The following is a 21,000-nucleotide window of genomic DNA, read 5'->3' as shown; positions in this document are numbered from 1 at the left end:
AATTTTTGCGCAATCGTTTTCGCTATCTTATTGTTATTATAGCCAACCCCATATATTTTGTCAATACCTTGCAAAAAAGAAAAGGATGCATTTAAACATCCCTCTTTGAAAATTCATATTTGCTTTAACCTTTGTGTTATCTCCATTTTATCTGCTTTTTCTGCTAAAAGTATTGTAAACAGTAAGAACAGCGCTCCAAATCCTGCAATTATAGAGATATTGTGCAGTATTGCGCTAATATTGTTCCCAGATATTGCTTCCCTAAGTCCTGCAACTCCATAAGTCATAGGCAGATAAGGATTTATTACGTTGAAAAACTTAGGTAAAAGTTCCATTGGGAAAGTTCCTCCTGAGGAGGTAAGTTGAAGCATTAATAATACTACTGCAAAGAATTTACCTGCAATGCCAAAGAGCATCACAAAAAGCTGAATTATAGCGATAAAGGTAAGAGACATCACAGCATTTATCAGGTAATAGTAGAATAAATTATGCACATCTAATTTTAGTCCTTCTACAAGCACAAAACTTGATACCACAGATTGCAATATGCCTACTAATGCTAAAGACATAAATTTTCCTAATTGTATAGAGACATTGTTCATTCCTTCGTATTTTTCTTTATCAAAAATATCTATCAAGAAGAAAAGTATTAATGAGCCTACCCACAAGGATAGAGGTATAAAATATGGTGCAAAACCAATTCCATAATTTTTAACAGGATAAAGCCTTCTAGTATCAAGTATTATAGGTTCATTAATCATATCCTTTTTAGCCGTTGTAATTCCTGATGAATCTATTTTCTCAGCTGCATCACTTAATTTTTGTGCTAAAAGCCTCTGATTATCATATAAACTTTTTGCTCCATCTGCAAATTGCCTAGTTCCATCTTTAAGAAGTGCCATACCATTATATAGCGAATTAGCACCATTATATAATTTTGAGGATCCATCACTTAAACTTTTTATCCCATTATTGAGACTGTATAAGCCATTTGAAATTTCTTTTAATTTTTCTCCTGCTGTATTTATGCCTACACTAAGCTGTGCTACGCCACTGTACAATTTATTTGAACCGTCTACAAGTTGGCTTGACGCTTGAGACATATATGAAAGACCTGATGCTAAAGAATCCATACCATTATTAATTGTGTTGGAAGCCTGCTGCAATTGTGCGAGAACAGTATTTAATTGCTGAACTTGGGTCAAACCGCTATTTAAGTTTTGACTCATGCTATTAATCCCTGCATTAGATTGTGCAATCGCAATAAGTGCTTTTTGTAGTTCAGGGTCGCTACTTGCTTCAGGATGTTTTGCAATATAATCTTTCAAAGCAACCTGCGCACTATCTAAAGCTGTAGAAATTTGGCTCAAGCCACTTTTCAGTTGTGAAATACTGCCAGCAAAAGAAGAAACATTTTGCCCTACTTGATTGTATCCATTGACAAGAGAATTGATTCCATCTTTTAGTTTAATGGCACTATTAGAAGCATCATTTAATCCTTGATTAATTCCTGTTATTCCATTTTGTAATGAATTCATTCCATTTAATAAGGCTTCTGTATTGCTTGCATCAGAAAATTTTTGTGAAAGGAGATTTGCTCCATTGTATAAAGCTGTAGAACCATTTAACGCTTGACTGATACCATTATTTAAGCTTAAAGCACCATCTTTTATTTGTTTGCTTACATCTAAAGCTGTATTCATACTACTATTTAATTTTTGTGCACCATTATACAACTCTAAGGTACCTGTTGCGAGTTTATTCTCTGCCTCTGAGGCTTCTTTTAAACCACTGCCTAATTCATCAACACTTTTAAAAATAGAATCAATATACCCTTTTCTTATAGAATTTTCTATTTGGGTTTGTAAACTTTCTATAGCTTTATTGCCAATCTGTGTTGCAAGGAAATTTTTCTTATCATTGGTTATATACTCAATAGAAGCTTTTTTCGGAGTAGGAGAATCAACACTTATAAGATTTTGTGTAAAATCCTGCGGAATTTTAATAATAAAATAATATTTACTCCCTTTGAGTCCATCAATAGCATCTTTATAATCTACAAAATCCCATTTGAATTCTTTGTTGTCTTTTAACTTTTGTACAACTTCATTTCCAAAGTTCTCTTGTTTGCCATCGTATATTCCGCCTTTGTCTTCATTGACAACTGCAACAGGGAGTTTATCTAACTTAGAATAAGGGTCCCAAAAAGCGTATAAGTATAGAAAGCTGTAAAGTAAAGGCATAAAGGCAACAACAATAACTGCAACCCTTATAAACCTGCTTTTAATTATTTTTTCTATTTCTTTTGCTGCAACTTTAAATGCTTTCAATGTTTCTCCTCCTTTCATCGATTTTTAGACTGACCAGTCAGTACAGTTATTATTATATTCTCCTCTTCTCAATGTGTCAATAAAAAAGTACCTTTGATTTTAAAAATAAAAACACCTCCTTTGAGGTGTATATTATCCTTGAAGTTGAAGCCCTTTTAATGCAAAATTAAATACACTATCTGTTATATCTTGTGGATTAAATTTCTCGTCACTATCTTCTACTACTTTCAAAGCCAAAATTGAACTTATCATGCCAAAAAAAGCTGCTGCTACTATCTTTTCATCGCAATCAGCAATGAGTTTTTGTTCCTTGCCTTCTCTAATAATATTTTCTATTAGCTCAAGATAAGTATACAATTTCTCCCTGAATTTGCGAGGAACTTCCCCATGACCCCATATTTGGCTTAGCAAAACTATTATAAAGTCGTGATTTCTGTACAAAAAATTAGTCTGTACAAAAATGATTTTCCGTAGTTTTTCTACAGCATTATTTAGCTTGCCTATCTCTTCTATTGCCTCTTGTTTCAAAATCTTTATACCTTCATCAATTAAAAACTCCAATATGTCATCTTTGCTTTTAAAATGATAATACAAGGTCCCTTTTGCTACTCCAGCATTTTCCGCTATTTCTTCCATTGTGGTTTTGTAAAATCCACTTTTTGAAAAGGTCTTTATCGCCGCTTTAAAAATCTTTTCTTTTGTCTTATTCATTCTCCTTCATTCCCTTTTTAAGAAATTAAACATATATCATTTTAACTGTCATTCCGCCATCCACAATGAGATTCGCTCCTGTAATAAAAGAAGCTTCTTCCGAACATAAAAATAAACATGCATTTGCTACGTCCTCTGGCTTACCTACCCGTCCTGCAGGATGCTGCAAATGGTCCTCTTCTGTCAATTGGGGCTTTTTAGCTTCTCTACTTTTCTTCCATTCAGACACTTCTATCCATCCGGGACTTATAGAATTCACCCTTATTTTATCATAACTTAAACTTATTGCAAGAGAGTGGGTTAAGGCTATAATACCACCTTTTGAAGCAGAATAAGGTTCTGTATGAGGTTCAGACATAAATGCCCTTGTAGACGCTATATTTATTATGACTCCTCCGCCATTGTCTCTCATGTGAGGAGCAACATATTTTGAACACATATATGTTCCTCTTAAGTTCACATTTATGACTCTATCCCATTCCTCCATGGGCCTTGTGTAAATCGTCCCTCCTGCTCCAATACCTGCATTGTTTATCAAAATATCGATCTTGCCGTATGCTTTTATCGTCTTATCTACCATGTTTTTAACATCTTCCTCTAAAGAAACATCTGTATGTACAAAAAGTGAGTCTCCACCTTTAGATTTTATATATTCTTCATTTTCTATGCCAGCTTCATCGTCAATATCAGCTATAACTACTTTTGCTCCTTTTTCAGCAAAAGTTCGCGCAATACACCGCCCTATTCCTTGTCCTCCTCCTGTCACTATCACTACTTTCCCATTAAAATCCATAGTTAACCCTCCAATTTTTAATTATAAAAGAAGATAAGGTAACCTCATGATTAAAATTAAAAAAGCAAAGAGGTTTACCTTATCATAAATAGTATAACTTAAAAGTTTTATAAAAATCAAATAAATGGGTTGCATAAATTATTTTAACTTATACCTTTCTATAGCACTTTCTATAATCTTCCTAATAAATTCTCCTCTTGTTAAACCTGCCGCTTTTGCCATATAACCCATGTATCCGTGATGAACATGTTTTTCACCTTTGCTACTTGACATTGTAAGTCCCGCAAATGTATTCAATTCTAAGAAATAAGGAACATTATCTTTGCTTAGAATCATATCAATTCTCGCAAAATCCTTTGCATTTAAAACCTTATAAATATTTAAAGCCGTCTCTTTAATCTTTTCTTCCACTTCCTTTGATACTTCCATAGGGCATTTTATTATCTCATTGTCAAACATTTTATGTTCATAAGTATTAGTTTTAACGTTATTATATCCTACTTCCAATAAAGGCAATACTTGTGGGTGTTTATATCCAATTATTCCAACGGTCACTTCTTTTCCTTCAATAAATTCTTCAATTAAAGCTGCTTGTCCTATTTTATCGGTTATTTTGCTCACTACTTGTGGAAGTTTGTCCTTATCATAAATTATATTTTCTTCATCTATACCTGCACTTCCTCTTCCACTTATAGGTTTTGCAAATAGAGGAAATTCAAGATGGTCTACAGAAGGAATTTCTTGAGGATTTTGTGCAATTACATATTTAGGCGTAGGCAAACCGTGAGAAGCCACAATGTCCTTCCTCATTCTCTTATCAGTTGCTACTACGTCCAATCCAGATCCAACATATGGTATGTTGAATACTTCTAAAAATGCTACTTCTTTCATACTTGAGGCATTAAAAATTAAATCCACCTTTTCTTTTTTATAGTTTCATAAGTTTCTAATGGATCTTCCTTCCATTCTATGAGGACTGAATCAAATCCAGCTTCTTTTATGGCCATATAATGATGGTATGCTTCATCATAGGCATCGTCATATACTTTGTCTGGTGTCAATTTCCTCTGAAATTCGACATTCCTGAATTTCCTCCAAAGCACACCAATTTTCATATGGCATCACCCTTTTCAATTTTTATAAAAATTTTTGAAAGGAAAAGGAAAAACTACTTAAATACAGTTTCTGTGTGATTCACCACCATGTCAGTTATAATCAGTGAAATCAAGCTTTCCGCTCCTTCATTTAAATTTACTCCCTCTTTAGTTATACCGTCGTAACAACCCCCTGTCTCCTCATCTATTAAGCTTTCATTCTTTGAATTTTCTCCCAAAAACCATTTGTAACATTTTATAGCTTTTTCTCTGTACTTTTCTTTTTTAAAAATTTTATAAGCTTCTGTATACATAAGAGCAGTCTCACAAGCCTCTATTGGTTGTTCATCAAATTCTGCAGGTTTTTCATCTCCTTTTTTGTACCAACCTTTACAACCTATCGGCTTAAAATACCCACTTCTAAAAGTTACTTTCTCTAAAAATTCCATGCTCTCTTTTGCAACATCTAAGACTTCTTCATCTCTTGTAATAGTGTATGACCTAAGAAGAGCCCAAGGAAGTACGGCATTGCTGTAAGTCATTATATTTTCAAACCATTTCCACTCTTCATCTTTGTTTTCCCTATATTTTTGAACTATTTTTTTTGAAATAGAAGTTATCAAATTTTTTATCTTCTCTTTGTTAAATTCAGTAACATCAGAACTGTATAAAAGGCTTAATCCTATTAACAAATAAGCGTTACCGCGAAGAGAATTTAAATTTGCTACATTGGGCAAAGCTTTTTTGATTAATGTCACAGCAACACTTTGATAACCATTAGACAAATTAGTATTTAATAAATATCCTAATGCCCATAAAGTTCTGCCAAAACAATCTTCTGAGCCAACTTCTTCAATAAATTCTCTATTGTAGTTCATAAAATTTCTAAAATATCCTTTGCCGTTTTGGGCATAAATCAAGAAAGAAAGGTATCTCTTTAAAAGATCAAGGTATTTTTCATCTTTGTAAACTTCATATAGCATTGAAGCAGCAATGAGAGCCCTTGAATTGTCATCAGTAGTGTAACCTTTTGTCAAATCAGGAATAGAGTAAAGGGAATGCTGTAAAATGCCTGTATCGTCCGTTAGCTTGAAAAGATGCTGAAACTTAGTTGCTAGTTTCATTATTTCAATTCCCCCTTCCTCTATATCACAACTTCCTCCCTTGATTTAATGTCCAATACAGACAAAATCATTATGACATATCTGTAAGCAACGTTATTCCACATCATTGTATTCCCTAATTTTTTAATTTCTGACTCTATCTGCAGCCTTTTCTCAGGGTTTTCAAATATATACTCAATATGTTTAGCTAAAGACTTTGCATCACGGAAATTAGCAAGCAATCCTCTTCCTTCTCCTAAAATTTCTTCAGCGTACATATAAGGAGTGGAAATAATCACTTTCCCTAAACCTGCTGCATATGCTAAAGTACCGCTTACAGCTTGTTCTTTGTTTAAGTATGGAGTCATATATATATCTGACATCTTCAAATACTCCAAAATCTCTTTCTTCGTAAGATATTTGTCCACAAATTTTACATTATCTTCTACTCCAAGGTCATGAACTAGTTTTTGAAGTTTCTCCCTATACTCTTCCCCAAATTCTCTCTTTATGTTTGGATGGGTTTGCCCTAAAATTAGGTATAATACATCTTTGTATTTTTTAGCCACAATACTTATTGCTTCTATGCCATACTCTATTCCTTTGCCCGGATTTATAAGACCAAAAGTGCTTATTATTCTTCTGCCTTTAAATCCATATCTTTCTTTCAATGTTTCTTTGGGTAATACTGGAAGATTGGGCACACCGTGAGGAATGACAGTGATTTTATTAGAAGGTATGTGATATATCTTTTCAAGAAGTGGTATAGTATTTTTAGCCATTGTAACTACTTTAACACTTTTTTTACCTAATTCTTTAAGTATCATAAGTTGTTTTTCATTTGGATTTGATAATACTGTGTGGACTGTCAAAACAAAGGGTATATTTAAATTGTCTACCAAATCTAATAAGTACTCTCCACTTTCTCCTCCAAATATTCCGTATTCATGTTCTATAATGAGCAAATCTATGTCAGATTCATTTAATTCACGGGCTAATCTTACATAATCTTCTCTTACAAATTGTTGTAACTGATATTTAACATCACTATCGTATTCGTAAGTTTTATTATCGTTTATTGCAATTACTCCTGCAAAATTAATAAGTTTTATCTTTTTTATTTCATTAACTAAATCTTGAGTAAAAGTAGCAATGCCACACTCTCTTGGTGGATAAGTGCTCAAAAATGCTACATTTCTCCCCAATACGCTCATCATATCACGCCCCCTTCTTAGTTTGTTTAGTATTAAGTTGTCAACGTAGTACTTGCCAATCTATTAGCTGTAAACACTGTATTTTTAACTTCCATATTCACCTCTACTATACATTCTGAAGTGACAACTGCATTCTCTAATCTTGCAAACCTGCGCACTTTTACATTATCCCACAATACACTTTGTGATACTTTGCTCTCTTGACCTATTCGACAGTTATTCCCAATTACTGTATACGGACCAACTGTAGCATAGGCATCAATTTCAGTATTATTTCCAATATAAGCAGGTCCTATCACTTTTGCGGTAGGATGAATTTTAACATTGTCTCCTAAAATTATACCTCTTGAGGAAGTAGTACTTACAAATTTTGATTTTCCTTTTAAAATGTCCTCATGAACTTTTTTGTATTTATCTATTGTACCTATATCTATCCAGTAGCCGTTAAATTTATAAATAGCCATTCTATACCCTTTTTCCAAAAGTTTGGGATATGTCTCCCTCTCTACAGATACTACTGTATTTTCAGGAATTTCTTTTAACACCTCAGGTTCAAATACATATACTCCTGCGTTAATATACTTAGAATTACTCTCGCCTAGTTTGGGCTTTTCTTTGAAAGCAGTTATAAAGCCTTTTTCATCAAATTCTATAACTCCGTACTGAGAAGTATCTCTTACTTCAATAGATGCAATAGTTACTTGAGCTCTTCTTCTCTTGTGGTATTTTATCAAATCTGCATAGTCAATATCACTGACGATATCAGAGTTTAAAATGAGGAAAGTATCATCAAAAAATTTTTCGGCGTTTTTTATTGCCCCACCAGTCCCCAAAGGAGATTCTTCTGTAATATAGTGTATTTTTACACCTAAGTCCTCTTTTGGCTTGAAGTAATCTTCAATGTACTGAGACTTATAATAAGTACTTATTACAACTTCATCTACTCCACTTTTTTTAAGGTTTAAAATAATCCTTTCTAAAAGAGGTCTTCCCATGATAGGAACCATTGGTTTTGGCAGGTCATCTGTAAGAGGTCTTAGCCTTGTTCCCAAACCTCCTGCCAATAACAACGCCTTCATAAAAGACCCCTCCTTTATGAAGTTTTTCAAAAATTAACCTTAAAAACAAAAGAAGGGCGTGATACAAGTGATATAATTTATAAGAACGATAAGAACTAAGAAGAGGAGAAATATATTAGCACTCTTGAAATTCGGCTGCTAATAAGTATTATAATTAATCCTTTTTGGCATGTCAAGTACTTTTCTGTAAATAAAAACAGGCCTTTTAAAAGCCTGCTAAAATTTGATATCTTTCATCTCTAATATCGCCACGCCTATAACAGTATCCGCGCCCCCATAATAAACGTAAATAGTATCATCTTTTACTGCATTACCACAACTAAATACAACATTAGGAATGTATCCTTCTTTTTCCCACTGTAGTTCTGGCTCTAAGATAGGTTCTTTTTGCCTTGCAATAATCTTTGATGGATCTTCTAAATCTAAAAGGACTGCTCCCAATCTATATACATTATTGTCATCAGCTGCATGGTATATCAAAAACCAACCATCTTTTGTCCTAATAGGCGGCCCTCCAATTCCGACTCTCGCACTTTCCCACGTTCCAGGAATTGGCTTAATGATAGGCTTATGGTCATACCAATTTTTTAAATCTTCTGAAAAGGCAATCCATATATCTGGATACCTTCTATGAAGCATCACATACTTTCCATTGATTTTTTCAGGAAATAAAGAGGCGTCTTTATTAGGTTCATCTAAAACTACTCCTTTTCTCTCCCAATCTATAAGGTTTTTGGAGGTAGCCAAACAAATCCTATAGTCATCATGAAACCTGTCCCCAAAACCTGTGTACATCATATAATAAATGCCGTCAATTTTGACTATCCTTGGGTCTTCTAATCCTCTGAGCTCTTGTTCTGTCTCATTGCTCATCACTGGTTTGTCTAATCTCATAAAATTAATCCCGTCTTTGCTAACTGCATACCCCAGGCGAGAAGTATATTTCCCATATTTGGCGTGAGGTCCAATGTCAGTAGCCCTATAAATCAAGTGAAACAGTCCATTGTCATAAATTGCTGCAGTATTAAAAACTGCTGCTCTTTCCCATTCATTTTCTGCTTTTGGCATCAATACTGGCTTATCTGATAATCTCTTTAATTTTATCACTCCATACACTCCTTTTAAAATTTTACTTTTTCTTTTTCAATGGCTGCTACACCTATATGGGTATCTGCTGCTCCGTAATACACGTAATACATGTCATTCACTTCAACTGCTCCACAGCTAAATACCACATTAGGCACAAGCCCATTTATTTCCCAATCCAACTCTGGCTCTAAAATAGGCTCTTTTTGTCTCGCAACAACCTTTGATGGGTCCTTTAAGTCTAAAAGAGCTGCACCAAGTCTGTACACATTGTTGTCATCCACCCCGTGATATATTAAAAGCCATCCATCTTCTCTTTTTATAGGAGGTCCTGCTATGCCAATTTTCTTTGACTCCCATGTGTAAGGTTTAGGGGACATTATAATCTTATGGTCATACCAATTTACTAAATCATCAGAATAAGCAATCCAAATATCGGGCATTCTTCTATGGAAAAGCACATACTTTCCATCTATTTTTTCGGACAAAAGCGCCGCATCTTTATTGGGTTCATCAAGAACAATTCTATGTCCTTTCCAATTTTTTAAATCATCAGACCAAACCATACATATTCTAAAATCCAGCCAGTCCCTTCCTCCAAAACCTGTATAGAGCATGTAATACTTGTCGTCAATTTTTGTAATTCTTGGGTCTTCTACTCCCCACGCTTCTTGTGGGGGGTCCCCCACTAAAACAGGCTTGTCAAATCTTTCAAAATTTATACCATCTTCGCTTACAGCATACCCAATTGAGGATACAAATTTATATTTTTCTTCTGGCTTTTCAGTATTCAAAACAAATTTATTATTAGAGGCTCTGTAAAACAAGTGGAATTTATTATCTTCATATATTACTGCTGCATTAAAAACAGCCTCCTTTTCCCATTCATGCTCTTTTATTGGCGACAATATAGGTTTGTTACTAAGTCTTGTTAGCCTGAACATCTTTATACCCCCTTTTCCAGCAAAATTGCAACTACTCCATTAGCCTCTATTGTGAAATTTTCTAAATTAATCTGCCTTCCGCTGATTAAATCTTGTATTTTCTCATTATTTTTTGTTTTTCTACTTATTCTTATTTTAGTATGAATATCTATGTCTTCATGATTTATAAAGAACACAAGGGTTTTCCTGCCATAATCAAACTCTTTTACTTCAATATAAGGAGATTCTACTTTTACGTTGTATTCTATTCTGCTCAGCTCTTTAGCATACTTATAAATCAAATAAGACCTGTCAGTCTTATATACATCGGGCATATAACTTAAATAGAGCTCAATAGGATACGTAACAAGAATAGCATTCCCTTTGCCATATTTATTTATAACTATTGCCGGGTTATTCTCATCATCATTTGCAATTACACGGCCTGTTGTCGGCTTTGCAATAAGTCTTTTATTAAATTTAAGAGCTTTATAATTTAAATCAATTCCAAGTTCTTCACAATGCATTGATACTGTCTCATTTTTGGGCACCATAGAATATTGCGTTTTAACTCCAAAAACCTCATCAAAACCTTCTACAGAAATTCCATCGTATGATACATACAAAGTGCCACCATTTTTAACAAAATCCATAATTTTTACCCATTGGTCATAATTTAAATGCCCTTTTCTATAAGCGGAAGGTAGTATAAGCATTTTATACTTACTAAAATCTCCATCAGCTCTTACCAATTCAACATCTATACCTGCTTCCTTTGCCAGTATAAAACTATTTAAAAGAATCCTAAAATTTCTCTCTGGAGTATAATCGTTACCTACAAATAAAGCACTATAATACTTATCCGGAATGATTATCGCGGCATCACACTTTTTGTGTTTTAAATCCTTATACTCAATTTTATTCATAAATTCAGAAAAAGCTTTTATTTCAAGTCCTGCTTTTTTAACTCTTCCATCAACTGCTGTTATACCAAATTGCGTTTCAAAGGGGGTAGAATTATAGGGAAGCCTTTCGCCAACAGAAAAATCTCCAAAGCACCAGGCTATTGCACCTATCGATTCATTCGCAAGAAGGCTATACAGAACCACCTTGTAATAATTTCCCTCTATATCTTCACTCATCATAAGTGTAGTTGCACCAAATTCCTCCAGTAGCACTTCCTTGCCACCCATAGCTTGGGTGAGTTTAGAAGCAAAAGGTGCCATATAAGTGCTTCTTATAGAATTTACAGGGTCTATACATGTATCTGTATAAATTGGATATGCGTGCATACACAGAAAATCATTTCCTTCTTGCAAGTCTTCAGGATAAAAATTATTATCGGTAAGAAGAGATGCCTGGTGTATTCCAAGTGTTACGGGATGATTTTTGTCGTATTTTTTTATCTCATTTGATAAGACATAGTTCCACAGCCAAGCATCATGTCTTGACTCTGCTTTTACATAATTATCTGGCTCATTTGAAAGGTCCCAAAACAAAATAGCAGATTCATCTTTGTACCTCTCAGCAAAAAAGCGTACCAATTTAATTTGATACCTCAACATAAATGAATCACTGTATATATTCCTACCTTCTCTCCACGGCACATCCCAATTCTCACCGCTCATATGCCCCACAAAAAAAGTAGGCGCGATTTTCATATCAACTTCATGACATATTTTAATAAGCTCGTCAAACTTTTTCACCGCTTCCTCTGATATTACATCAGGCTTTGGCTGAAAATCCTCCCAAAAAAGATTTATTCTCATTACATTAATGCCTAAGCTTTTCGCTTCAATAAATTCACTTTTTATCTCATCATAATTCCACTCTTTCCACATTTCAATGCCATGATTCCTAGGCCAATAATTAGCTCCTATTATAAATTCATCTGCAAATTTTGCCATTTTTCTACCTCCGTCATATTATTTTAAAACAAACTGTATACCTTCTTTAAAATTCTTGCTAAAAATTATAAACAAAATAAGTATTGGCATTGTCAAAATTACAGAAGCAGCATACATTGGTCCCGGATATGCACCATATGGTCCAAACATTTGTGCTAGCATAACATTCAGAGTAAGAAGATTTTGATCATGCACGACGAGCATATCCCACAAAAGCTCTACCCATCTTTCCATAAATAAAAACAGGAAAATAACTGTTGTAATTGATTTTGACATTGGCAAAACAATCTTAAAAAGTATTTTAATTTCATTTGCACCATCTATTTTTGCAGCCTCAATTAACTCGTTTGGTATTGCTTTAAAAAAATTTGTATACATAAATATCGCCCATAAACTTACAGACTTTGGAATAATCATACCCCAATAAGTATCATATAATCCTAATTTTCTCACCAGCAAAAACGTAGGTATCAAAAGAATAATCGATGGATAAAACATCTGAAACATTATAATGTTATTTATTGTTCTGCTTCCTTTAAAAACTATTTTTGACAAGGCATATGCAACTAATAATGCTGTAACCATCATTAAAAATGTTGATGAAACTGTTACAATAATACTGTTAGCAAAGGCTCTGAGCCACGGACGTGGTGTAACATCTTCTCCTCCACGTAAAAGCCAAATATAAGATTTCAATGTAATTCCTGTTGGTATTATTTTTCTATCAACTTGATCCCATGGTGCAAGCGAATTTAATACCATATACAAATATGGGTATACCATTATAATTAAAAAAATAATGGCTATTGTATACAATAATATAAGTTGCAATTTCTTATTTTTACTCCCAACCATAACTCTTCCCCCAAATTTCTAGCAATCTCCGAACAATTATTATGGTCACAAAAGTCACTACAGAATCAATAATTGCAATTGCAGAGCCGTAACCCGCATTTAGCTTGCTAAAAGCTTGGTTATATATTTCTATTTGCCATGTATTTGTTGAAAATCCAGGTCCTCCACCTGTTAATACATAGGGTTCTGTAAATATACCAAATACAAGTCCAACTGCCAATATAGTCACTGTAAACATAGCTGGATATAAAAGTGGCAGCGTAATTTTAAAAAATTTTATCCAACCTGTTGCACCATCTATAGCAGCAGCTTCATATACCTCACCCGGTATGCTCTCTAATCCAGATGTCAGTATAAGCGAATAATAACCCATAAATTTCCACGATATCATAACAGCAATAATCAATGGAGCAAGTATCTGTGAACCCAGCCAATCAATGTTTAAATGCCACGAATTTCTTAACCACACATTTAAAGCACTGTTATATGATAAAATTCCCTTTACCACTACTGATGTAGCAACACCAGAGGCAAGATAGGGAAGAAAATATCCTACAGAAAAAAAACTTTTAAATCTTGGCAAACTGTTTATAATAAGAGAAATTACCAAAGATCCAATTAATACCATAGGCACAAATATTATCATAAACTTATATGTTACAAAAAATGCCGCTTTTACTCCTGGACTTTTAACTGCTTGAATAAAGTTTAAAAAACCAACATTCTCATATTGAGGTGAAATAAGATTCCAGTTAGTAAAAGATAAAAATAATGCTCCAAAAAGCGGAATTACGAAAAATATTAAACTGTATACAAGGTATGGGCTGGCAAAAAGCCAACCCAATTTCTCTTGTCCTTTTTTCATTTAAGAACCCCCTGAATCGCCTTTTTCATATCATCCCAAGCCTTTTGTGCATCTACTTGTCCTGCCACAACAGGATTTACAGCTTTTTGGCCAATTAATGTCTGAATATCGTTAAATTTAGCATTATCAATAGGCGGAATAGCATTTGGTATAGATTCAGCATACAGTTGAAGCTCAGGATGATCTTTTAAGTAATTTTTAAATTGTTCGTTTGTATTGACATCATCTCTTGCTGGTGGAAGATTAGTAATTTCAAACCATTTCATATCATTTTCGGGATTAGAATATACCCATTTTATAAATTCCATTGCTGCTTTTTGCTTTTCAGGACTTGATTGTGCATATATTACAAGGCCTTTTGTATCTGCAAATGTTTTTACATTATCTGTACTCATTCCATCTGGCACTGGAGGTAGTGCAAGCACATAAGTTTCATTTAGCTTAAGTTCTGGATATTTGTCCTTCCATGTATTAAACGTCCAAGGACCAATTGTTGTCCATACACTTATTCCTGTTTCAAAAGGATCCGTAGCTTTTTGCGTTAATATAAGCTTATTTTTTGCCATATCCTCAAGGAATTTAAGTGTAGCAACTCCGGCTTTATCATCAGCAACAAAATTATTTCCCTCTATGAATTTATTACCGTTTGAAGCTGCATCATAAAGCATAAAGAAGTCAAACCATCTTTTCCACCAGGTAGAGTCAATTAAATCTGGATTTGCCCATAAATACTTGTCAGGATATTTTTCTTTTAATTTTTCCCTAATTCAATAATTTGACTATAAGTTTTTGGAGGTTCATTATATCCCAATTGCTTTAAAATATCGATCCTCCATGCAAAAAGCATCGCGTTTGAATATATAGGCAATACATATTGATGCCCATCCGCAAACTCCCATGCCTGAATTGTGTTTTCCATATTTCTAGTTTTTACAATGTCATTCCATCCATCCATTGTATCAAGAGGTACTAAAGCTTTACTGTCTACAAGTTGTGCCGCAAAACCACGGGAAATGTTTTCTGAAATTGTAGGAGCATTACCACCAGCAAGAGCTGCTTGAATTCCAGCTTCAGATGTTGGTGATTCAGGCATCGGGCTAACATTTACTTTGATGTTTGGATTAATTTTTGCATATTCTTCAGCCATCTGTTTCCAGAAAGTCTGTTGCGGAGGATTTGGAGCAGCCCAAAAATCGATTGTAATAACTTTTTCTTTTGTTGTCTGTGATGCTTCATTCTTTTGGCTTGTACTAGTCCCACAGCCTGCCAAAAGTGATGCAGCAAGAAGTAAAATTAGAATACTTTTAGCTATTTTTTTCATAAAACACACCTCCAAAAATTAATTTTATTTAAAAAACAGCTTAATGCTGTTTTTATGTCCTCTAAAAGTTTTTAATTTCTAACTTCCCTTACTGATTCCCTCTCTATCAGCTTAACCTCCATCCGTATGTGGTCACAGGGCTCTTTTGGGTTTTCCATCCTCCACAAAAGTCTTTTTACAGCTTTTATTCCCATGAGTTCCTTATTTATGCGGATAGTAGTCAAATGCGGTGTCACAATGTTACATATATCAATATCATCAAAGCCAACTACAGAGATATCGTCAGGTACTTTAATACCCAAGATACTCAATGCATTGTACAAGGTAATAGCAGCACTATCGTTGGAGCATACCCATGCAGTAGGAAGTTTATCTAACTTCGAGATAATATTTGCTACCTCTTTGTAGTTTTTGCTTAAAACATATTGTTCTACCTGTCCTATTACACAATATCCAGGATTTACATTAAATATGGGATCTACATTAAGTCCTGCATTTCTCATCGCCTCGTTAAAGCCTAACCATCTTTCTTTAAAACTTAAAGAAAAATCTATTTCACCAAAAAAACCTATTTGAGTATGGCCTTTTCGAATAAGATATTGTGTTGCCATATATGAGCCAGGCATATTTTGAGTTAATACAGCATCTGTACTTATAGTAAATGAAGCATGGTCTACAAGGACAGTTGGTATATCATACTTCAATAATTTTTCAAGATGTTCATCTTTAATAGTACCAACCACTAAAATTCCTGAAACTTTTCTCGTTTCAACACTGGAAGGTACCTGAAAATCATCTTGATTCATGAAGTTTACTAAAATATCGTAATTATTTTTCTTTGCTTCATTCTCTATACCTAAAATTACTTTTGTATAAAAATGAGTATCGCGGAAATTTCTCTCTTCAATCAGTAGGCAAATATTTCTGAAATGATTTTTAGCAATAAAAGAGGGATTTTCATCAAAATACCCCATTTCATCAGCTGTTTTTAAAACTATTTTTCTTGTCTCTTCGCTCACCCCCACCTTGTCATTTAAAGCCAGGGACACAGCATTAATTGATAAGTTCAACCTTTCAGCGATATCTTTCATGGTCACTTTTTTCCTTTTAATTGCCGTCAAACTTAACACCTCTAAAAATCGTTTTCTTGTAATAGATTATAAATCATTTGAATTTAATTATCAAGCAAAATTTACTTGAATTATTATAGATTTTACTTGAATTTTGTTTGTTATAATCTTATCTTAACGATTACTTGAAATATATTCACAATAAAGTAGAGAACACAGCACTTTGTCTAATTTATAATTCAAGTAATTTAAAGTGAATTGAATAAACCAATATTATATACTCTAAAAATACAAAATTTCGTGTTATAATTACATCATAGACTCTTTTTGGAGGTAATTTACATGGCAAAAATGAGAATAGATAAACTTTTATCGAATATAGGCATTGGTACGAGAAAAGAAGTTAAAAAATTCATTAAAGAAGGTCTTGTATTGGTAAATGGAAATACAGTAAAAGATGCTGGTTTAATTGTAGATACTGAATCTGATGAAATTTTATTTGATGGTGAAAAGATCAATTACAAAGAATTTATATATATCATGATAAATAAGCCAAAAGGAGTTATTAGCGCCACATATGACGAAGTTGAAAAAACAGTTATTGACCTTCTTCCTCAAGAATTAAAAGCTCGAAATCCATTTCCCGTAGGAAGACTTGATAAAGATACAGAAGGATTGCTTCTTATAACTAATGACGGAGACTTGGCACATCAGCTTTTATCACCAAAAAAGAATGTTATAAAAAAATATTATGCTGAAATATTAGGCTTTGTCAATGAAAGCGACATTAAAGCTTTCAATGAAGGCATTATACTTGAAGATGGGTATAAAACTCTTCCCGCAAACCTTGAAATTCTTTTTCTTCTTCTGATGTGTCGAAAGTTTACGTTTATATAAGAGAAGGAAAATATCACCAAATAAAAAGGATGTTTGAATCAGTCGGTAAAAAGGTCATATACCTTAAAAGATTGGCAATGGGTAGTCTCACCCTTGACGAAAATCTAAAACCTGGGGAGTGGAGAGAATTGTCTGAAGAAGAGCTATCTTTCCTGAAAAAGTCGATATAAAAACAAGGCTTTCACCAAAGCCTTGTTATATAAATCCCCCATCTACAGTTATAACTTGCCCTGTTATAAAATTTGCCTTGTCAGATAATAAAAACAGTACAGCATTTGCTACATCTTGAGGTTTCCCTATACTCATAAGTGGTATATCCTCAATTAAGTGTTTCTTTTCTTCCCTATTTAAAATGTTGTTCATTCGAGTATCAATTACTCCAGGAGCAATACAATTAACTCTTATTTTAGAAGGCCCTAACTCTTTTGCCAAAGCCTTTGTAAAAGCTATTATTCCTCCTTTAGATGCTGAATAATGTACTTCACAGGAAGCACCGGAAATACCCCAAATTGAAGAAATGTTTATTATACTCCCATGTTTTTGAGGCAACATATGTCTCAAAACACTTTGTGTGCAATTGAAAAGACCTTTTAAATTGACATTCATCATCCTATCCCAATCTTCTTCTGTTATTTCTATAAATGGTTTGATTTGGGCAATTCCTGCATTATTTATAAGATAGTCAATGCGACCAAATTTATTATAAATACTATCAATCATATTGTCTACCTGCTGTCTGTTTGAAATATCTGCTTTAAAAATTTCCGCATAACTAAAATTGCTTTTTATATACTCTCTTAATTTAACAGCTTGCTCATAACTGTTATTATAATGTATTGCTATAGAAGCCCCTTCTTTTGCAAGCTCTATACAAATTTCTCTTCCTATATCCCCAGCACCACCAGTTACAATCGCTACTTTGCCATTTAACATCTCTTTCACCTTCTAAATTAATTGACACTTCTTTTTGTAATTTTATAAAAAATAAAATTATGTCAATATCAATAAAAAATACTAAAAAAGGTTCTGCATTTACCTCGCAGAACCTCTCATTTTCTTATGGAGCGGATGACGGGATTCGAACCCGCGATCCTCGGCTTGGGAAGCCGATGCTCTACCGCTGAGCCACATCCGCATCTCTTAAAAGTTGGCTCCTCAGGTAGGACTCGAACCTACAGCCTACCGGTTAACAGCCGGTTGCTCCACCATTGAGCTACTGAGGAATATTTTTAATTCCGGCAGCGACCTACTCTCCCGCGAAAGCAGTACCATCGGCGCTGGAGGGCTTAACTTCCGTGTTCGGAATGGGAACGGGTGTTTCCCCTCCGCTATCGCCACCGGAAATCTAGACCCTCAAAACTGCACAAAGCCTTCTCGGTCAAGTCCTCGACTGATTAGTACCGGTCAGCTAAGAGTGTTTCCACTCTTACACCCCCGGCCTATCTACCTCGTGGTCTTCGAGGTGTCTTACCCCTCTCGGGTGGGAAACCTAATCTTGAGGCGGGCTTCACGCTTAGATGCTTTCAGCGTTTATCCCCTCCGAACTTGGCTACCCAGCTGTGCACCTGGCGGTGCAACTGGTACACCATCGGTTCGTCCACCCCGGTCCTCTCGTACTAGGGGCAGTGCCTCTCAAGTTTCCTTCGCCCGCGACGGATAGGGACCGAACTGTCTCACGACGTTCTGAACCCAGCTCGCGTACCGCTTTAATGGGCGAACAGCCCAACCCTTGGGACCTACTTCAGCCCCAGGATGCGATGAGCCGACATCGAGGTGCCAAACCTCCCCGTCGATGTGGACTCTTGGGGGAGATCAGCCTGTTATCCCCGGGGTAGCTTTTATCCGTTGAGCGACGGCGTTCCCACTCACTGCCGCCGGATCACTAAGCCCGACTTTCGTCCCTGCTCGAGATGTCTCTCTCGCAGTCAGGCTACCTTCTGCCTTTGCACTCTCTCGCGCGATTCCCGTCCGCGCTGAGGTAACCTTTGGGCGCCTCCGTTACCCTTTAGGAGGCGACCGCCCCAGTCAAACTGCCCACCTGCCATTGTCCCTACGCCGGTTCCACGGCTATAGGTTAGAATTCCGGTAATCCCAGGGTGGTATCCCAACGCCGACTCCAGTAAGGCTGGCGCCCTACCTTCTCCGTCTCCCACCTATCCTGTACAAGAATTACCAAAATCCAGTGACAGGCTACAGTAAAGCTCCACGGGGTCTTTCTGTCCAATCGCGGGTAACTCGCATCTTCACGAGTACTACAATTTCACCGGGCCCCTCATCAAGACAGCGCCCAAGTCGTTACGCCTTTCGTGCGGGTCGGAACTTACCCGACAAGGAATTTCGCTACCTTAGGACCGTTATAGTTACGGCCGCCGTTCACTGGGGCTTCGGTTCAGTGCTCTCACACTTCCCCTTAACCTTCCAGCACCGGGCAGGCGTCAGCCCCTATACTTCGTCTTCCGACTTAGCAGAGACCTGTGTTTTTGGTAAACAGTCGCTTGGGCCTCTTCTCTGCGGCCTTTCGGCACTCCTTCTCCCGAAGTTACGGAGTCATTTTGCCGAGTTCCTTAATGAGGGTTCTCCCGCTCGCCTGTGGATCCTCTCCTCGCCTACCTGTGTCGGTTTGCAGTACGGGCACCTTGGACCTCGATAGCGGCTTTTCTCGGCAGCTGCTTCGGTGGCTTCGCCTTCCGGCTCCCCTTCTCAGGCCCCTGCCAGTACGCGGATTTGCCTACGTACCCTTCGGTGCCTGATTGGACGTGCTCTACCAACCGCACGCTCCACCTATCTCGCTGCGTCCCCACTTCTCTTTGCGGCCCTCGGTGGTACCGGATTCTCTACCGGTTCCCCATCGCCTACGCTTTCGCCTCGGCTTAGGCCCCGACTTACCCTGGGTGGATTACCCTTCCCCAGGAAACCTCAGGCTTCCGGCGGTAAGGTTTCTCACCTTACTCTCGTTACTCATGCCGGCATTCTCTCTACTGTACAGTCCAGCTTAGCTTACGCTTTGCCTTCTACCCGTACAGTACGCTCCCCTACCCCACCGCTTCCGCGGTAGCCCCAGCTTCGGTGGCATGTTTGAGCCCCGTTCATTTTCGGCGCAGGACCTCTCGACCAGTGAGCTGTTACGCACTCTTTAAATGTATGGCTGCTTCTAAGCCAACATCCTGGTTGTCTTCGAAGTCCCACTTCCTTTACCACTTAACATGCCCTTTGGGACCTTAGCTGGAGGTCTGGGCTGTTCCCCTCTCGACTACGGATCTTATCACTCGTAGTCTGACTCCCAGGTTCCTTCCTATGGCATTCGGAGTTTGATAGGGTTCGGTAACCTACTTGGCCCCTAGCCCATTCAGTGCTCTACCTCCATAGGTTCTACCCTGAGGCTAGCCCTAAAGCTATTTCGGGGAGAACCAGCTATCTCCGTGCTCGATTGGCATTTCACCTCTACCCACAGCTCATCCCATGGCTTTTCAACGCCAACGTGGTTCGGGCCTCCACCAGATCTTACTCCGGCTTCACCCTGGCCATGGGTAGGTCGCACGGTTTCGGGTCTACGGCAGCAAACTCCCGCCCTCTTCGGACTCGCTTTCGCTTCGGCTCCGCTTTACGCTTAACCTCGCTTGCTACCGTAACTCGCCGGCCCGTTCTACAAAAAGTACGCCATCATCTGCTCTCTCGCAGACTCTGACTGCTTGTAGGCATATGGTTTCAGGTTCTCTTTCACTCCCCTCCCGGGGTTCTTTTCACCTTTCCCT

General features: G+C 36.5%; 17 protein-coding genes, 2 tRNA genes, 2 rRNA genes and 1 pseudogene (1 of these 22 only partly in view). 1 reads left to right on the top strand and 21 read right to left on the bottom strand.

What is annotated here, in order from left to right:
- Positions 1–113: 113 nt before the first annotated feature.
- The 16 genes from THESIDRAFT1_RS06455 to THESIDRAFT1_RS06390 all read right to left on the bottom strand — a co-directional run bounded on the left by THESIDRAFT1_RS06455 (position 114) and on the right by THESIDRAFT1_RS06390 (position 16,402).
- Entirely contained in the window at positions 114–2,330 is a 2,217-nt protein-coding gene (locus THESIDRAFT1_RS06455) for a YhgE/Pip domain-containing protein (protein WP_006569881.1), read from the bottom strand.
- A gap of 132 nt (positions 2,331–2,462) precedes the next feature.
- Entirely contained in the window at positions 2,463–3,041 is a 579-nt protein-coding gene (locus THESIDRAFT1_RS06450) for a TetR/AcrR family transcriptional regulator (protein ID WP_003871334.1), read from the bottom strand.
- A gap of 25 nt (positions 3,042–3,066) precedes the next feature.
- The gene (locus THESIDRAFT1_RS06445) at positions 3,067–3,834 is read right to left on the bottom strand and encodes an SDR family oxidoreductase (protein ID WP_003871335.1); all 768 of its coding nucleotides are present in this window, start codon (positions 3,832–3,834) and stop codon (positions 3,067–3,069) included.
- Between the two features lie 138 nt (positions 3,835–3,972).
- Positions 3,973–4,725, bottom strand: coding sequence for a D-alanine--D-alanine ligase family protein (locus tag THESIDRAFT1_RS06440; RefSeq protein WP_244262582.1), 753 nt, complete (start codon positions 4,723–4,725; stop codon positions 3,973–3,975).
- Between the two features lie 17 nt (positions 4,726–4,742).
- Complete coding sequence (locus tag THESIDRAFT1_RS15115) at positions 4,743–4,949, bottom strand: hypothetical protein (RefSeq protein WP_003868603.1); 207 nt, start codon at positions 4,947–4,949, stop codon at positions 4,743–4,745.
- 53 nt (positions 4,950–5,002) lie between these two features.
- Entirely contained in the window at positions 5,003–6,052 is a 1,050-nt protein-coding gene (locus THESIDRAFT1_RS06435; RefSeq protein ID WP_006569879.1) for a beta-L-arabinofuranosidase domain-containing protein, read from the bottom strand.
- 20 nt (positions 6,053–6,072) lie between these two features.
- On the bottom strand, positions 6,073–7,248 hold the full coding sequence (locus THESIDRAFT1_RS06430; RefSeq protein ID WP_006569878.1) for a glycosyltransferase family 4 protein: 1,176 nt from the start codon (positions 7,246–7,248) through the stop codon (positions 6,073–6,075).
- A gap of 29 nt (positions 7,249–7,277) precedes the next feature.
- Positions 7,278–8,324, bottom strand: coding sequence for a nucleotidyltransferase family protein (locus THESIDRAFT1_RS06425; protein ID WP_006569877.1), 1,047 nt, complete (start codon positions 8,322–8,324; stop codon positions 7,278–7,280).
- Positions 8,325–8,540: 216 nt separating this feature from the next.
- Positions 8,541–9,431, bottom strand: coding sequence for a beta-1,2-mannobiose phosphorylase (locus THESIDRAFT1_RS06420; RefSeq protein ID WP_003871340.1), 891 nt, complete (start codon positions 9,429–9,431; stop codon positions 8,541–8,543).
- 14 nt (positions 9,432–9,445) lie between these two features.
- Complete coding sequence (locus tag THESIDRAFT1_RS06415) at positions 9,446–10,354, bottom strand: beta-1,2-mannobiose phosphorylase (protein WP_003871341.1); 909 nt, start codon at positions 10,352–10,354, stop codon at positions 9,446–9,448.
- A 2-nt stretch (positions 10,355–10,356) separates the two neighbouring features.
- A complete protein-coding gene (locus THESIDRAFT1_RS06410; RefSeq protein WP_003871342.1) occupies positions 10,357–12,240 on the bottom strand; it encodes a beta-galactosidase trimerization domain-containing protein in 1,884 nt (627 codons plus the stop codon).
- 18 nt (positions 12,241–12,258) lie between these two features.
- Complete coding sequence (locus tag THESIDRAFT1_RS06405; RefSeq protein WP_003869934.1) at positions 12,259–13,095, bottom strand: carbohydrate ABC transporter permease; 837 nt, start codon at positions 13,093–13,095, stop codon at positions 12,259–12,261.
- Positions 13,082–13,960, bottom strand: a complete 879-nt coding sequence (locus tag THESIDRAFT1_RS06400; protein WP_006569876.1) for a carbohydrate ABC transporter permease — start codon at positions 13,958–13,960, stop codon at positions 13,082–13,084. Before THESIDRAFT1_RS06400 ends, THESIDRAFT1_RS06405 begins: the two co-directional genes overlap by 14 nt.
- On the bottom strand, positions 13,957–14,667 hold the full coding sequence (locus THESIDRAFT1_RS15110) for an extracellular solute-binding protein (protein ID WP_279625029.1): 711 nt from the start codon (positions 14,665–14,667) through the stop codon (positions 13,957–13,959). The genes THESIDRAFT1_RS06400 and THESIDRAFT1_RS15110 overlap by 4 nt, the downstream gene beginning before the upstream one ends.
- Before the next feature lie 44 nt (positions 14,668–14,711).
- Positions 14,712–15,281 carry an ABC transporter substrate-binding protein gene (locus THESIDRAFT1_RS15105; RefSeq protein WP_279624991.1) on the bottom strand — a complete coding sequence of 190 codons (570 nt, stop codon included), beginning with the start codon at positions 15,279–15,281 and terminating at the stop codon, positions 14,712–14,714.
- A gap of 71 nt (positions 15,282–15,352) precedes the next feature.
- Positions 15,353–16,402: a LacI family DNA-binding transcriptional regulator gene (locus THESIDRAFT1_RS06390; protein ID WP_006569875.1), complete on the bottom strand. Its 1,050-nt coding sequence runs from the start codon at positions 16,400–16,402 to the stop codon at positions 15,353–15,355.
- A gap of 291 nt (positions 16,403–16,693) precedes the next feature.
- Between THESIDRAFT1_RS06390 and THESIDRAFT1_RS06385 the strand changes: the two are divergent.
- Positions 16,694–17,418 (top strand): annotated as a pseudogene (locus THESIDRAFT1_RS06385) (pseudouridine synthase).
- Between the two features lie 25 nt (positions 17,419–17,443).
- Here the strand turns inward: THESIDRAFT1_RS06385 and ymfI are convergent.
- The 5 genes from ymfI to THESIDRAFT1_RS06360 all read right to left on the bottom strand — a co-directional run.
- Positions 17,444–18,181: an elongation factor P 5-aminopentanone reductase gene (gene ymfI, locus THESIDRAFT1_RS06380; RefSeq protein WP_004404564.1), complete on the bottom strand. Its 738-nt coding sequence runs from the start codon at positions 18,179–18,181 to the stop codon at positions 17,444–17,446.
- A 127-nt stretch (positions 18,182–18,308) separates the two neighbouring features.
- Positions 18,309–18,383, bottom strand: a tRNA-Gly gene (locus tag THESIDRAFT1_RS06375).
- 13 nt (positions 18,384–18,396) lie between these two features.
- A tRNA-Asn gene (locus THESIDRAFT1_RS06370) sits at positions 18,397–18,471 on the bottom strand.
- Between the two features lie 10 nt (positions 18,472–18,481).
- Positions 18,482–18,590, bottom strand: a 5S ribosomal RNA gene (gene rrf / locus THESIDRAFT1_RS06365).
- 32 nt (positions 18,591–18,622) lie between these two features.
- A 23S ribosomal RNA gene (locus THESIDRAFT1_RS06360) occupies positions 18,623–21,000 on the bottom strand (it continues 504 nt past the right edge of the window).

Source organism: Thermoanaerobacter siderophilus SR4 (assembly GCF_000262445.1).
Lineage (GTDB): Bacteria > Bacillota > Thermoanaerobacteria > Thermoanaerobacterales > Thermoanaerobacteraceae > Thermoanaerobacter > Thermoanaerobacter ethanolicus.
This window is presented reverse-complemented; position numbering and strand designations above follow the sequence as displayed.